Annotated in this window: 1 protein-coding gene; it reads left to right on the top strand. The window is 58.7% G+C overall.

The features are described from left to right. Window positions 1-344, top strand: a 344-nt coding sequence (locus tag EAE90_RS23465) for an Ig-like domain-containing protein (protein WP_214055475.1), incomplete at both ends; no start/stop codon positions are given.

Here is a 344-nt window from a genome sequence, read left to right as displayed (position 1 = left end):
TTTGAGGAGCTGAGTAGCAGTTATCAAGTCACCGGCGTGACGGTGGAAGTGGATAAAGACAAGAAGCGCTATAACAACGGCACGGACAGTTATACCTTCACGGCGACGGTGGTGGACGCGCATGGCAGGCCGGTAGCGGATAAACCGATAGAGATTGACTGGCAGACCGAGCCAACGGTTGACGGGTTAACCCTGACGAAGCAGGGCAATTCGGTGAGTAACGCGCAGGGGCAGGTGACGGCGACCTTAACCAGCACGGCGGCGGTGAAGGATGTGCAGGTATTGGCGAAGGCGGCGGCGAACCCGTCGTGGGTCAAGGCCGATAGCCCGGTGAGCTTTGAGGA

The sequence above is a fragment of the Photorhabdus caribbeanensis genome (assembly GCF_018448885.1).
GTDB classification, from domain to species: domain Bacteria; phylum Pseudomonadota; class Gammaproteobacteria; order Enterobacterales; family Enterobacteriaceae; genus Photorhabdus; species Photorhabdus caribbeanensis.
The sequence above is the reverse complement of the archived record's forward strand: the minus strand, read 5'-3'. Positions and strand labels throughout refer to the sequence as shown.